This window comes from Pseudomonas sp. S150, assembly GCF_004526365.1.
In the GTDB taxonomy this organism is placed as follows: Bacteria; Pseudomonadota; Gammaproteobacteria; order Pseudomonadales; family Pseudomonadaceae; genus Aquipseudomonas; species Aquipseudomonas putida_A.
Genome location: NZ_CP038207.1, coordinates 2870990 through 2884689, shown reverse-complemented (window position 1 = coordinate 2884689; position 13700 = coordinate 2870990). Strand labels below are relative to the sequence as shown.

General features: G+C 62.2%; 10 protein-coding genes and 1 pseudogene. 6 read left to right on the top strand and 5 right to left on the bottom strand.

Annotation, left to right across the window (positions count from 1 at the left end):
- Positions 1-142 precede the first annotated feature (142 nt).
- Both E3Z29_RS13175 and E3Z29_RS13170 read right to left on the bottom strand, forming a co-directional pair.
- Positions 143-1534 (bottom strand): FAD-dependent oxidoreductase, encoded by a 1392-nt coding sequence (locus tag E3Z29_RS13175; RefSeq protein WP_134785968.1) that lies wholly within the window; start codon positions 1532-1534, stop codon positions 143-145.
- 71 nt (positions 1535-1605) lie between these two features.
- Positions 1606-2933 (bottom strand): annotated as a pseudogene (locus E3Z29_RS13170) (MFS transporter).
- Between the two features lie 270 nt (positions 2934-3203).
- On the opposite strand from E3Z29_RS13170, the gene E3Z29_RS13165 reads away from it, so the two are divergent.
- Positions 3204-4076 (top strand): LysR family transcriptional regulator, encoded by an 873-nt coding sequence (locus tag E3Z29_RS13165; RefSeq protein WP_096795687.1) that lies wholly within the window; start codon positions 3204-3206, stop codon positions 4074-4076.
- A 121-nt stretch (positions 4077-4197) separates the two neighbouring features.
- Here E3Z29_RS13165 and E3Z29_RS13160 read toward each other — a convergent pair whose 3' ends face one another.
- Positions 4198-5058 carry a LysR substrate-binding domain-containing protein gene (locus tag E3Z29_RS13160; RefSeq protein WP_134785967.1) on the bottom strand — a complete coding sequence of 287 codons (861 nt, stop codon included), beginning with the start codon at positions 5056-5058 and terminating at the stop codon, positions 4198-4200.
- Between the two features lie 113 nt (positions 5059-5171).
- Between E3Z29_RS13160 and E3Z29_RS13155 the strand changes: the two genes are divergently transcribed.
- The 3 genes from E3Z29_RS13155 (at position 5172) to E3Z29_RS13140 (ending at position 8000) form a co-directional block, all read left to right on the top strand.
- Positions 5172-6281 carry a 2-aminoethylphosphonate--pyruvate transaminase gene (locus E3Z29_RS13155; protein ID WP_098968103.1) on the top strand — a complete coding sequence of 370 codons (1110 nt, stop codon included), beginning with the start codon at positions 5172-5174 and terminating at the stop codon, positions 6279-6281.
- Positions 6282-6424: 143 nt separating this feature from the next.
- On the top strand, positions 6425-7252 hold the full coding sequence (gene phnX / locus E3Z29_RS13145) for a phosphonoacetaldehyde hydrolase (RefSeq protein WP_134785966.1): 828 nt from the start codon (positions 6425-6427) through the stop codon (positions 7250-7252).
- A 193-nt stretch (positions 7253-7445) separates the two neighbouring features.
- A complete protein-coding gene (locus E3Z29_RS13140) occupies positions 7446-8000 on the top strand; it encodes a cytochrome b (RefSeq protein ID WP_134785965.1) in 555 nt (184 codons plus the stop codon).
- Positions 8001-8126: 126 nt separating this feature from the next.
- Here E3Z29_RS13140 and E3Z29_RS13135 read toward each other — a convergent pair whose 3' ends face one another.
- Positions 8127-9050, bottom strand: a complete 924-nt coding sequence (locus tag E3Z29_RS13135; RefSeq protein ID WP_134785964.1) for a 1-aminocyclopropane-1-carboxylate deaminase/D-cysteine desulfhydrase — start codon at positions 9048-9050, stop codon at positions 8127-8129.
- A gap of 227 nt (positions 9051-9277) precedes the next feature.
- Entirely contained in the window at positions 9278-11317 is a 2040-nt protein-coding gene (locus E3Z29_RS13125) for an FAD-dependent oxidoreductase (RefSeq protein ID WP_134785963.1), read from the bottom strand.
- 206 nt (positions 11318-11523) lie between these two features.
- Between E3Z29_RS13125 and E3Z29_RS13120 the strand changes: the two genes are divergently transcribed.
- Both E3Z29_RS13120 and E3Z29_RS13115 read left to right on the top strand, forming a co-directional pair.
- The gene (locus tag E3Z29_RS13120; RefSeq protein WP_103369259.1) at positions 11524-12654 is read left to right on the top strand and encodes a carbon-nitrogen hydrolase family protein; all 1131 of its coding nucleotides are present in this window, start codon (positions 11524-11526) and stop codon (positions 12652-12654) included.
- Between the two features lie 3 nt (positions 12655-12657).
- Positions 12658-13698 carry an AraC family transcriptional regulator gene (locus E3Z29_RS13115; protein WP_134785962.1) on the top strand — a complete coding sequence of 347 codons (1041 nt, stop codon included), beginning with the start codon at positions 12658-12660 and terminating at the stop codon, positions 13696-13698.
- Positions 13699-13700 lie beyond the last annotated feature (2 nt).

The window sequence follows — 13700 nt, the reverse complement described above, 5'->3', positions numbered from 1 at the left end:
CGAGCCTAAGCGAGGGCCGTACGCCGGGGCCCAGCCTTTTGGTTACTTTTGGGCGTCTGCAAAAGTGACCCGCCGTAAGGGCGGAACCCTAAGCAGCCGTTACCGCAGCAACGGATATGCCCCCATAAATCAAAGCCCCCATTCACCCCTTGTCAGCCTTCCCCGCCGCCGCCGCAAACCTCGCCAACCGCACATCCAGATGCCGCGGCCGCCGCCCATGATCCTCAGCCCGCTCCTTGCGCCGAATCGCATTACGCACCATCAACGACCCCAGATACCGAATCGGCTCCGGCGGAAAATACCCCAGCGGCCCGTTCACCAACGGCGAACGAGTCCAGGGGTTATCGAGCCCCTGCACCAACGAGGCAAGAATCTGCCCGCCCATGTGACACGGCCCGACGCCACTGCCGGAATAACCAAAGCCATAAAACACATTGCCACTGGCACTCATCTGCCCGAAAAACGGCAACCCGGTGACCGATCGATCCGACGGCCCGTTCCACGTTGCGTCGATCTTTACATCGGCAAACGCCGGGAAGAAGTCGCCGAGACTGCGCTTGAGCAAATCCGCATAGGGCGATGGCTGATCGAACACCGGCAACATCCGCCCACCATACGCAAACGTGTTACCACCCTTGCCAAGCATGATCCGGCCGTCCGGCGTGTTGTGGTAGTAGTGCACGAAAATCCGCGAATCGAGCACCGTGACACCGCTGGTCAAACCGATTTCCTGCAGCAGATCCGGGCGCGGCTCGGTGATCAGCATGTCACTGGAGACAATCGCCACGCTGCGTTCGAACTGCGGAAAAGCGCGGGCCATCCACGCGTTCATCGCCAGTACCACGCGGTCGGCTATTACGCAGCCCCCAGCGGTGTGAATACGCGCCGGACGGCCCTCCTCCAGGCCGGTCATCGCCGTGTTCTCGTGGATCTTCACGCCCAGTTGCAACGCCACCCGACGCAGCCCGCGTACCAGTTTGCCCGGCTGCACACTGGCCGCCGCTGGCGAGAACCAGCCCTCCAGATGCTTGCTGGAACCGGCCATGCGCTGCACATCGGCCACCGGGCGCTGCGTGAACGAGTTGATGCCGTTACGCTCCAGCGCCGCGATCACGGCGTCGGTCGAACCGACCTGCGCCTTGTTGGTGGCGGTGTACAGCGTGCCGTCGAGGCGGTAATCGGCATCGACGCCGTACTGTTCGCAGAACTCGCCGATGGCGTGGATGCTGCGCTCGGATTCCTTGACCAGACGCACTGCCTCCTCGACACCGAACAGGCGCTCGAGGGTGAAATACTTGGCCGACCACGACAACGCACACCCACCGTTGCGCCCACTGGCACCGGCGCCGCAGATGTCGGCTTCGATCAGCAATACGTCGAGTTCCGGGTTCTGCTGCTTGAGCATGATCGCCGTCCACAACCCGGTGTAGCCGCCGCCGACGATGCACACGTCGCTGCGCACTTCGCCTTGCAGCGACGGACACGTCGCGGATGGATCGGCCTGCAAGGCCTGTTCGAGCCAAAACGGTCGCATGGGATTCTCCAGTCAGATGGCCACGACACAGCCTGCCGCGAGCGCCGCAGCAGGCCGCAGGGCAAGGGTTTTCAGTTACGCAGGGGTTTGATGGTCAGTGGGCAATTGGGAATGGCCGCGCGCGGTTCCATCACCCCGACCGGGCGGCTGTTCCAGTGCGGAATCAGCACCAGCGCCGAGAACAATGCGCAGCCGGCGAAGACGATGAACACCGTCACCGAATCGAAGTAACCTGGCAGTAATCCGCCGAGCACCGCGCCGACCGAGCCGCAACCGTTGACGAAACCGGCTGCCGTGGCACCGGCCTTGGCCTTGCCGAAGTCAATGGCGGCCGCGCCGCTGATCATCGAATCCGGCCCGTACAGGGTCAGGCCCATGACAAACAGCAGCGCCACCACCAGCATCACGCTGCCGGTGTGCAAGGCTCCCATGAACAGCGCCAGGGTTACGGTCAGCGCCAGCAGGCTGAGGACGCAGGCTGGCATGCGCCGGGCGCCGAACAGTTTGTCCGAGGCCAGACCGATCATGATCGGCCCGAGCAACCCGGCCAGTTCGAACGAGGTGGGAATGATCGCCGCGCCGACCTTGCCGACACTTGGCATCTGCTCAAAGACGATCACCGGGCCCCACAACAGAATCGCGTAACGCGCCGGTTTCAACATGAAATACGCCAGGCCCAGCACCAGCACCGTGCGGTTGCGCAGGATTTCCTTCAACGGCTCCCAGACGCTGAGCTTGCTGTTGGCTTCGGTTTCCGCGGCACTGAGTTCCGGCTCTGGCTCTACCGCCGGCAGGCCGACATCTTCGGGTTTGTTGCGCTGAAAAATGAAGAACAACAGCGCCACCACCGCGACCACTGCCGCGCTGGAAATGAACGCCGCGTGCCAGGTGCCCATCAGCGTATACGCCCACCAGCCGGCAAACGGCGAGGCCACCAGACCGCCAAACGCGTAGCAGGAGCTCCACAATCCGAGCACCCGCCCACGCTGCTGCGCCGGGAAGAAACTCCCAAGGTTTTTACACAATCCCGACCAGCCGGTGGACTGCGCCAGCCCCTGGATCAGCATGCAAGTGGCGAAGATCGGCAAGGTCGCGAAACTGCCCATCACCAATGCCGCACCAGCGGAAATCAGCAGCCCGCCAAGCACCACGACCCTCGGGCCGAAACGGTCGGCAAGCATGCCCCAAGTGAATTGGCCGATGGCGTAGGCCGCCAGAGATAGATCGCATCGAGGTTGGCCATGGCCATCTTGTCGAGCATGAAGGTCGGGTCTTCGGCGATGCCCAGTTTGGCCACCGAAAACGCTTTGCGGGTGAAATAGAAAGCGGCGTACGCGAGCCAGGTGACAGCGAAAATCTGCATGCGCCAACGCGCAATGGTGCCGATGTGCTTGTTCATTGTGGTTCTGACCTCAGGGTGTGAGTGTGCCGGCAGAATCGTTAAGTAAACGCCTGTGTTTTTTATTGTTGAGCACTGCGCCAGCGCCCCATCCCTGATGGCGATAGCGGTCAGATGAGTCCTGTTGTTGCACGCACAGGCTCATCGCCGACGCTGCTGCCCGAGCGGACAGTCAGCGCTGGCGTGAGCGGATCAAAGCAATTACTGTTTAATAAATAAAATCGATTTATCGTATTTCACACATAAGCTCAGCTTGTTACTGGAGGCTGCATGTCGGTGTCCCACGCCCAGCTCAAAGCCTTCCACGCCGTGGCCGTCCATGGAAGCTTTACCAAAGCCGCTGAACGGCTTTTTCTCACGCAACCGGCAATTTCCGACCAGGTGCGCAAACTCGAAGAGCGTTTTGGTGTGTTGCTGTTCCATCGCAACAAGCGTTCGGTGCGCCTGACCGATCTCGGTGAGCGGCTGCTGGCGATTACTCAGCGGCTGTTTGTGATCGAGGCTGAAGCCCAGGAACTGCTGCAGGAATCCCAGGCGTTGCAGACTGGCAGCCTGATTCTCGCAGTGGACGCACCGATACACGTGCTGCCGCAAATCGCGCGGTTCTGCGAGCGGTATCCGGGGATCAGCGTGAAGATCGAGACCGGTAACACCGATGAATCGCTGTTTCGCCTGTTCAACTATCAGGCCGATCTGGCGCTGCTCGGGCGCGATGTCACTGATGAACGTCTGCTGTGCGTGCCGCTGCGTAACGACCCGATGGTGGCGTTCGTTTCGCGCCATCACCCGTGGGCCGAGCGCGAGTCGATCTGTCTGGCCGATCTCGACGACACGCCACTGGTGCTGCGCGAGCACGGCTCGGTGACCCGCCAGACTCTGGAAGAAGAAATGGCCCGCGCCGGTTTTCGCATTCGCCCGGCAATCCAGGTCGAGGGTCGGGAAGCCGCGCGCGAGGCGGTGGTGGTGGGGATCGGTGTGGGGGTGGTATCAGCGGCGGAGTTTGGCGCGGATTCGCGGGTGTGTGCGTTGCCGATCACCGATTGCACCCGGCGGTTGACCGAGACGCTGGTGTGCTTGCGCGAGCAGAGTTCGCGGCGGGTGGTGGCGACATTTCTCGATATGGTTCGCGAGAGTCTTGGGTAAACCGGTCTGGCCCCTTCGCGAGCAAGCTCGCTCCCACAGGGTTCTCGGTCGTTCACACATTATGTACACGCCACAATACCTGTGGGAGCGAGCTTGCTCGCGAATGAGGCGACGCGAATTGTCAGACTGTCGCCAGATCGAAGAACGCCTGAATCAGGCGCAACTCCCGCCGCCGCTCCATGCAGCCAATCATGTGCCGATTGACCAACCCGTCGCCGACAATCGGAATCGCCACCACCCTCGGGTCATGGCTGACCTCCACCGACGACACCACGCCCACCCCCAGCTCCGCCGCCACCGCTTCGGTCACCGCCTCACGGCTGTCCAGTTCCAGCAGCACCCGCGGATTCACCGCCGCCTGCGCACACGCCTGATCAAAGGTACGGCGGGTGATCGAACTCGGCTCGCGCAGCACCATGATCACCTGATCCAGCTCCTTGAGCTTCACTTCGCCGGCACGCTGCGCCCACGCATGCGCCGCCGGCACCAGCGCACAGATCCGCGATTCGCTCAACGCTTGCAGATGCAGGCCCTTGCGCGGTTCGACCTCGGTCAGCACCGCCACGTCGGCATGCTCGGACAACAGCGCGGCGAGGGTTTCCTGCGCATTGCCCAGACGCAGGTTCACCGTGATTCCAGGATAGCGCGCACGCAGGCTGGCGAGCATCGGCATGACCATGTGCGGACCGTCCGCCGCCACTTCGAGGCGCCCGGTGAGCAACTGACGATTGGCTTCGAGCAGGGTTTGCGCTTCTTCGGCCAAACCGAACATCGCGCGGGTAATCGCCGCCAGTTTGGTGCCCTCCTCGGTCAGTTCCACCCGGCGTGCGGTGCGACGCAACAAGGTGATCTGGTAGTGCTCCTCCAGCGCCTTGATGTGTCCGGTGACCGCCGGCTGACTGATGAACAGGCGCGCCGCCGCGCGGGTAAAGCTGCCTTCCCGGGCCACGGCGTCGAAGGCGCGCAGCTGGAACAGATTCATGAATAACCCTCACTGATGGCTGGCATAACAACAAACAATTTGATTGATAGACCGCCGAATTGCAACGTATGCCCCGTAGCTTCATCCCACAGCGCTATCGCGAGGACACACGAATGAGTACTGCCGCACCCATCCTGCTCACTCCCGGCCCGTTGACCACGTCGGCCCGCACCCGCCAGGCAATGATGATCGACTGGGGGTCATGGGATGACCGCTTCAATCAACTGACCGCCAGCCTCTGCGAGCAATTGCTGGCGATCCTCAATGGCGCCGCCACTCACCACTGCGTGCCATTGCAGGGCAGCGGCACCTTCGCTGTCGAAGCCGCCATCGGCACCTTGGTACCGCGTGACGGCAAAATCCTCGTGCTGATCAACGGTGCCTACGGCAAGCGTCTGGCGAAGATCTGCGAAGTGCTCGGCCGCTCGTTCAGCACCTTCGAAACCGCCGAAGATGAACCGACCACCGCTGCCGACGTCGATCGTCTGCTGCGTGCCGACGGCGACATCAGCCACGTCGCGCTGATTCATTGCGAAACCAGCACCGGCATTCTCAACCCGTTGCCGGAAATCGCCGAGGTCGTCGCGCAACACGGCAAACGCCTGATCATCGATGCCATGAGCTCGTTCGGCGCACTGCCGGTGGACGCGCAAAAAGTGCCGTTCGATGCGCTGATCGCCGCTTCCGGCAAGTGCCTGGAAGGCGTGCCGGGGATGGGTTTCGTTTTCGCCCGCAAGGAATCGCTGGCAGCAGCGGCCGGCAATTCGCACTCGCTGGCGATGGACCTGTATGACCAGCACACGTATATGCAGAAGACCGGCCAGTGGCGCTTCACCCCGCCGACCCACGTGGTCGCGGCGCTGCACGAAGCGCTGCTGCAATACAACGAAGAAGGTGGCCTGCCCGCGCGGCATGCGCGCTACGCCGCCAACTGTCAGGCGTTGATGGAAGAGATGGGCAAGCTCGGGCTGCGCAGCTTCCTGCCGGCAGCGATCCAGGCCCCGATCATCGCCACCTTCCATGCCCCGCAAGACCCGCGTTACCAGTTCAAGGACTTCTACGAACGGGTCAAGGCCAAGGGTTACATCCTCTACCCCGGCAAACTGACCCAGGTCGAAACCTTCCGCGTCGGCTGCATCGGCCACGTCAACCCGGACGAAATGCGCCAGGCCGTGGCGGCAGTGGGTGAAGTGCTGCGCGAGATGGAAGTCCTCGATATCTGAAACACCACTAATCCCCTGTGGGAGCGGGCTTGCTCGCGAAGGCGGAGTGTCAGCCGCCATCAATGTTGAATGTGCCGCCGCATTCGCGAGCAAGCCCGCTCCCACAGTTTTGAACCGTATTGCCAACTCAGGAATTGATTGCCATGAACTACACCAACCCAAGCAAACTGCAAGCCGCCATCCTCGACTGGGCCGGCACCGTGGTCGATTTCGGCTCGTTCGCGCCAACGCAGATCTTCGTCGAAGCCTTCGCCGAATTCGATGTGCAGGTGTCCATCGAAGAGGCCCGTGGCCCGATGGGCATGGGCAAGTGGGACCACATTCGTACCCTGTGCGACCAACCGCAGGTCGCTGAGCGTTATCGCAAAGCGTTCGGCCGCACCCCGACCGACGATGACGTGACCGCGATCTACAACCGCTTCATGCCGCTGCAGATCGAGAAGATCGCCGAGCACTCGGCGCTGATTCCCGGCGCACTGGAAACCATCGCCAACCTGCGCCAGCAAGGGATCAAGATCGGTTCCTGCTCCGGCTACCCGAAACTGGTAATGGACAAGGTCGTGGCCCTCGCTGCCACTAACGGCTACGTTGCCGACCACGTGGTCGCTACCGACGAAGTGCCGAACGGTCGCCCATGGCCGGCCCAGGCCCTGGCCAACGTGATTGCGTTGGGCATCGATGATGTCGCGGCCTGCGTGAAGATCGACGACACCGTGCCGGGCATCCTCGAAGGCCGTCGCGCCGGGATGTGGACCGTGGCGCTGATCTGCTCGGGCAACGCGCTGGGCTTGGATTACGCCGGCTACCGGGCGCTGGGCAGCGACGAACTGGCCAGCGAACGCAAACGCATCCACGCGCTGTTCGCCGATTCGCGCCCGCATTACATGATCGACACCATCAGCGACCTGCCGGAAGTGATTGCCGACATCAACAAGCGTCTGGCCAACGGTGAAATGCCGCAATCGAGCTGATTGCTTCTTTTGTCAAAACAACAAAAAACGCCAGGGTCTTCGCGACGCTGGCGTTTTTTTATGGCTGAAGCCTTGAGTCAGCGCAGTGAAACTCCGATCAGCCTCAGGCAAATCCGCCAAAGCGGATTACAGTTAAAGCATGCCGTCGCACAAGAACGGCACGTGGCGACCCTGATCTGTGAGGAAACACCGTATGCCGTGGACAAGTTCCGAATCCCGCTACAGCACCGTGTCCGTGCTGCTGCACTGGCTGATGCTGGTCCTGTTGATCCTGGTGTATGCCAGCATGGAGTTGCGCGGGATTTTTCCCAAAGGCAGTGGCGGCCGCTCGCTGATCCGCGAAGTGCACTACATGCTCGGCCTGACCGTGTTCGTGCTGGTGTGGTTTCGCCTCGTAGCGCGCAGCATCGGCCCGGCACCGAAAATCTTCCCGGCCTCGCCGCAGTGGCAAACCCTGCTGGCGCGGGTGATGCACTGGTTGTTGTACCTGTTCATGATCAGCATGCCGATTCTTGGCTGGCTGATTACCAGCGCCGAGGGGCATCAGGTGATGTTCTACGGTTTCGATCTGCCGTTGCTGGTTCATGAAGACAAGGCATTCGCCAAGCAGGTGGAGCACTGGCACGTGTTGATCGGCAACATCGGCTACTGGCTGATCGGTCTGCATGCGCTGGCGGGGCTGTATCACCATTATGTGGTGGGCGATAACACGTTGCTGCGGATGATGCCCAAGCGCGCGGAACGCTGAGGCCCAGTTTTGTCCATGCCTTGTGGTGAGGGGATTCATCCCCGATGGGGCGCGTAGCGGCCCTGAAAGAAAGGGCTGCTGCGCCGCCCATCGGGGATGAATCCCCTCGCTACAAAACCATTCACGCTAAATCCTGGTGAATCCGCGGCGCCCCTGCAAGCCACCGGTATGCACGAAGATCAGCCGCGTGCCGTGCTCGAACCTGCCCGCTTCAACCTGCTGCTTCAGCGCCAATAACGCCTTGCCGGTGTACAGCGGCTCCAGCGGAACGCCGCTACTGCGCTCAGTGCTCTCGATGAACTCAAGCAACACCGGATCGACCTTGGCGAAACCACCCCGACTCGCATCGAACAATGCGTAATTCGTCATTGCCATATCCGTCTCCCGAACAATCGCCTCAACCTGCGGTGCCACGCCATGATCCTCGGGCACCGCCAGAGCGCCGTACACCGGATGTGCACCCGCCTCGGCGAGCACCAGCCCCGCCAGGGTCGTCCCGGTGCCGCAGGCCAGCCACCAGCCGTGGAAATCGCTCCAGCCCAGATTGTTCAGTTGCGTGTTGACCTGCTCCTTGAGCGCTTTGCAGCCCAAGGCACCGGCCAATCCGCCGCCACCCTCTGGCACTGCGTGCAGATTCGGGAACTGCGCCTGCCAAGGCTCCCAGAATCCGGGCTCATGCCGCGCCCGATAGCCACCGTAACCGAGCCAGTGCAGTTGCATGCCGAACGCCTGCAGGTCCTCAACCGTGGGCGTCTGCTGTGGATGGCCACGCAACAGCCCAACGGTTTCGAAACCCAGACGCTTACCAGCCGCCGCCAGCGCATGCAGATGATTGGAATGCGCACCACCCAGGCTGATGATGCCCTGCGCGCCGGCGCGGTCGGCAGCCTTGAGGTGTTCGGTGAGTTTGAACCATTTGTTGCCGCTGATCAGCGGGTCGATCTGGTCGAGGCGCAGGATGGCGACCTCGATTCCGGCGTTGGTGAGCCAGTCGAGTTGAAGCAATTCGAGGGGGGCTTGGGGTAGCCAGTTGGCGGGGGGAAGAAGCATGGGCGACTGATCATTCGAGGCAGAGCCGGCATTCTAGTCGCTCACAGGACGCCATCGCGAGCAGGCTCACTCCTACAGGCTCCGCGGCATGCATAAATTCTGCGAACACCACAAATCTACTGTGGGAGCGGGCTTGCTCGCGAATGCGGTCTGTCAGTCATTGCATAGGTCAACTGACACGACGCCTTCGCGAGCAAGCCCGCTCCCACATTGGAGATTTGTGGGGCTTAGAGTTCAGCAGCCAGACGCGAACCCTGGTTGATCGCGCGCTTGGCATCCAGCTCCGCCGCCACATCGGCGCCGCCGATCAAGTGCACATTCTGCCCCGCCGCGACCAGACCTTCCTGCAGATCGCGCAGTGGATCCTGGCCGGCGCAGATCACGATGTTGTCCACCGCCAGCACTTGCGGCTCGCCGGTTTCGCCGATGCGGATGTGCAGGCCTTCGTCGTCGATTTTCAGGTATTCGACGCTGTTGAGCATCTGTACCTGCTTGTTCTTCAGACCGGTGCGGTGAATCCAGCCAGTGGTCTTGCCCAGACCATCACCGACCTTGGTTTTCTTGCGCTGCAACAGGAACACTTCGCGAGCCGGCGCGTGCGGCGCTGCTTTGATCCCGGCCACGCCACCACGGGCTTCCAGATGGGTGTCGATGCCCCACTCTTTCCAGAACGCGGTGCGATCCAGACTGGTGGCCACGCCTTCGTGCACAAGGAATTCCGAGACATCGAAACCGATGCCGCCCGCGCCAATCACCGCGACGCGCTTGCCCACCGGTTTGCGCTCGAGGATCACGTCCAGGTAGCTCAGCACCTTGGCATTCTCCACGCCCGGAATCGCCGGCACACGCGGCGCGATGCCGGTGGCGAGGATGATTTCGTCGTAACCGCCCTCGACCAGCTTCGCCACGTCGACACGGGTGTTCAGGCACACCTCGACATTCGTGGTCTGCAGCTTGCGCTTGAAGTAGCGCAGGGTTTCGAAGAATTCTTCCTTGCCCGGCACACGCTTGGCGATGTTGAACTGGCCGCCAATTTCGCTGGCGGAATCGAACAAGGTCACCTGATGCCCGCGCTCGGCGGCCACGGTCGCAGCGGACAGACCGGCAGGGCCGGCACCGACCACGGCGATCTTCTTGATCTGTTGCACCGGCAGATAGTTGAGCTCGGTTTCATGGCAGGCACGCGGGTTGACCAGGCAACTGGTGAGCTTGCCGCCGAAGGTGTGATCGAGGCACGCCTGGTTGCAACCGATGCAGGTGTTGATTTCGTCAGCGCGGCCTTCTGCAGCTTTGTTGACGAAGTCCGGATCGGCGAGGAACGGCCGTGCCATCGAGACCATGTCGGCATCGCCTTCAGCGAGAATCTGCTCGGCGATTTCCGGGGTGTTGATGCGGTTGGTGGTGATCAGCGGAATGTTCACCGAACCACGCAATTTGGCGGTGACCTTGCTGAACGCCGCGCGCGGCACCTTGGTGGCGATGGTCGGGATCCGCGCTTCGTGCCAGCCGATGCCGGTGTTGATGAGGGTCGCGCCGGCCTGCTCGATGGCTTTGGCCAGGGTCACGATCTCTTCCCTGCTGCTGCCGCCCTCGACCAGATCAAGCATCGACAAACGGAAAATGATGATGAAGTTCGGGCCGACTGCTTCGCGCACGCGGCGGACGATTTCCACCGGCAGGCGCATACGGTTTTCATAGCTGCCGCCCCAGCGGTCGGTGCGGTGGTTGGTGTGCGCAGCGAGGAACTGGTTAATGAAATAACCTTCCGAGCCCATGATTTCCACACCGTCATACTCGGCGCTCTGCGCCAGTACCGAGCAGGTGACGAAATCGCTGATCTGTTTCTCGATGCCCTCCTCGTCCAGCTCTTTGGGCTTGAACGGGTTGATCGGCGCCTGAATCGCACTCGGCGCGACCTGTTTCGGGCTGTAGGCATAACGCCCGGCGTGGAGGATCTGCATGCAGATCTTGCCGCCCGCCTCGTGCACTGCGCGAGTGACGATGCGGTGCTTGAGCGCTTCTTCCTCGGTGGTCAGTTTGGCTGCGCCGGAGTACACGCCGCCCTCGTCGTTCGGGCCGATACCGCCAGTGACCATCAGGCCGACACCGCCACGGGCACGCTCGGCGAAGTACGCGGCCATGCGTTCGAAGCCACCCGGTTTCTCTTCAAGGCCGGTGTGCATCGAGCCCATCAGGGTGCGGTTGCGCAGCGTGGTGAATCCCAGGTCCAGCGGGGCCAACAGGTGCGGGTAATGAGCGGCGGTCATCGGTAACTCCACAACGTGCGATCACGGAAATTGCGGGAGCTCTGCGTCCCCCGTCAGTCATGTTCGACAGACTAAGAGTCGCACTGCTGTCACTCAATGACCGAAACTGACAACTTATTGATCCAAATGCGCAGCGCCCCTTGGCAAGCGCAGGCATGCGCCCTACCCTAGTCGCCACACCCTGTACCCGGCTGTTGTTGGTTTTCATGCGCAAACTTCTGTATCTGTTTTTCTCCATGGCCATCGTTGCCGCCCTGACCACCTACGCCATGTGGGCGGCGGACCGGCCGGCGGGGCATTACCTGTCGGACCTGCGCATCAAACTGGCGGTCGATCAGGGCACGCCCGCCGACCGCGGTAATCTGCTGGGCATCCAGCCGGAACTGTTTCCCACCGACTACCAAAGCCCGGAGCGCCTGCACCGCAAACTCGCAGCTTATCTGCAGCAGGCACAGGATCAGGGGCTGCTCAACGAAAAAACCGTGGTGGTACTGCCCGAGCATGTCGGCACCTGGCTGATGATCAGCGGCGAGAAAGACGAGCTGTATCAGGCGCCGACCCTGGTCGAAGCGATGAACTGGCTGGCGGCGAGCAATCCGTTGCTGTTCGCCCGCGCCTGGCTCACTGCCAAGGGCGAAAATCGCCTCGACGACGCGCACCTGCGCATGAAGTCCAAAGCCATGGCCAAGGATTACCAGACGTTATTCGGTGGTCTGGCCAAGGAATTCCACGTCACACTGGTGGCCGGTTCCATCGTCCTGCCCGAACCGAGCATTCGTGATGGCCAACTCAAGCCCGGCAGCGGCGCGCTGTTCAACAGCAGCGTGGTGTTCGGCCGTGATGGCGTGCCGTTGGGCCAGCCCCAGCGGCAAATGCACCCGATCTTCGAACAGCGCGACGTGATCAATAGCGAAGACGAGCATGCAATCAACGTGATCGAGACCCCGGCCGGGCGTCTGGGTGTGCTGATCGGCAGCGACAGCTGGTACCCCGACAACTATCGCCGACTCGACGAGCAAGGCGCGCAACTGGTGGCGGTGCCGGCCTTCGTCGTCGGCCACGACGCCTGGAATCAGCCGTGGGCCGGCTATAAGGGTTCGAGTACACCGGGGTCGGTCAGCCTCAAGCCCGGAGAAATCAGTGAAGGTCAGGCCTGGCATCGCCTGACACTGACCGCACAGCCACCGAGCAGCCGTGCGATCGCCGGCATGAGCGTGTTCCTGCGCGGCCAGTTCTGGGACAAGCCCGGTTCGGGGCAAAGCTTCCTCAGCAGCAACGGCCAGCAATTCGCCGATGGCGAAGCCCGTGGCGCGCGTCTGCTGAACATCTGGTTGTAAGCCATGAAGCCGCTGCCGATGCGTCTGGGGGATCTGTCGGTAGGTTTCGTGCACAGCCTCGCTGATGCCGTGCGCAGCCAAGGTGCCGATCCGCAACCGCTGCTCGAACAATATGGGCTGGATGCTGCGCGACTGGCCGAGGCCGGCGCGCGGTTGTCGATTCCGCGCTACATGCGTCTGGGGCACAGCGCGATTCAGTTGACCGGCGATCCGGCACTGGGCTTGCGCATGGGTCAGCTCAGCCGCTTGAGTCAGGCCGGACTCGCCGGGGTCACTGCCGCGCAGGCGCCGACCGTGCGCGAGGCCGCCCGTTGTCTGATCCGCTTCGAGCCGCTGTACGGCTCCAACTATCGCGGGCAGTCGAGTTTTCACGAAGACGCTCATGGCGCGTGGCTGCGCTTCTATTCGATCAGCCCGTACAACGCCTATAACCGTTTTGTAGTGGATTCGATTATCGCCGGCTGGTTGCATCAACTGTCCAGCGTCGGTCGCGAGCCACTGCGCGCCGAGCGCATCGAGATCGAATTTGACGCGCCGGACTACCGCGACGCCTACAACGCGCTGGGCGACTGCCCGATCCAGTTCGGCGCTGAGCGCAATCAATTGCGCCTGAACCTGAACAGCCTCGCACAGCGTAATCCCGAGCACTGTCCGAGTACCTGGCGGCATCTGCTGCAATTGTGTGAACGGGAACTGGAGCAATTGACCCGCACCCGCAGCCTGCGTGAACGCATCACTCAACTGCTGGGGCCGTTGCTCAATGGTGGCCGGGAACCCGACCTGGAAGAAGTGGCGGCGCGCCTGAAGCTGCCGACCTGGACCTTGCGGCGCAAACTGGCCGAGGAAGGCACGCAGTTTCGCGCGATCCTCAATGACACCCGCCGTGATCTGGCGATGACCTACATCCGCGACACCGAACTGGCGTTCGGCGAGATCGCCTACCTGCTGGGCTTTGCTTCAGCCGAGGCGTTTCAACGCGCCTTCAAGCGCTGGAGCGGCCAGACCCCCGGCGAGTTTCGCCGCAGTCACCGCAAAACCGCCTGACA